This is a genomic window from Bartonella sp. AA81SXKL (assembly GCF_042196945.1).
In the GTDB taxonomy this organism is placed as follows: domain Bacteria; phylum Pseudomonadota; class Alphaproteobacteria; order Rhizobiales; family Rhizobiaceae; genus Bartonella.
The window spans coordinates 1-326 of record NZ_JBHIRH010000288.1; the positions used below are offsets into that span (position 1 = coordinate 1).

General features: G+C 39.3%; 1 tRNA gene. It reads right to left on the bottom strand.

Annotated features, from left to right (window positions below):
- Positions 1 to 216: 216 nt before the first annotated feature.
- Positions 217 to 292: transfer RNA gene (locus ACFINZ_RS11145), tRNA-Trp, on the bottom strand.
- Between the last annotated feature and the right edge of the window lie 34 nt (positions 293 to 326).

Below are 326 nucleotides of genomic sequence, written 5' to 3' on the forward strand. Positions count from 1 at the left end.
GGCATCAGTCACACTATACTCTTTCTAACCTTATTGTGAGTTATACAACAAAAAAAAATAAATACGATAAAAATGCAAAAGGCCAATCTTCAGCCTTATACAATTCTCTTATCCTCTACTCAATACCGATTCACGTACAAAAAAACAAGCCCCACACAAAAAAAAGAAAGGAAGGCAGTAAAATCTACCTTCTCAATAATTAAAAGCCTAACTGTCTGGCAGGGGCAGCAGGGCTCGAACCCGCGACCTGCGGTTTTGGAGACCGCCGCTCTACCAACTGAGCTATACCCCTAACTCTCAAAATTAAAATATCTTTAATACACCTT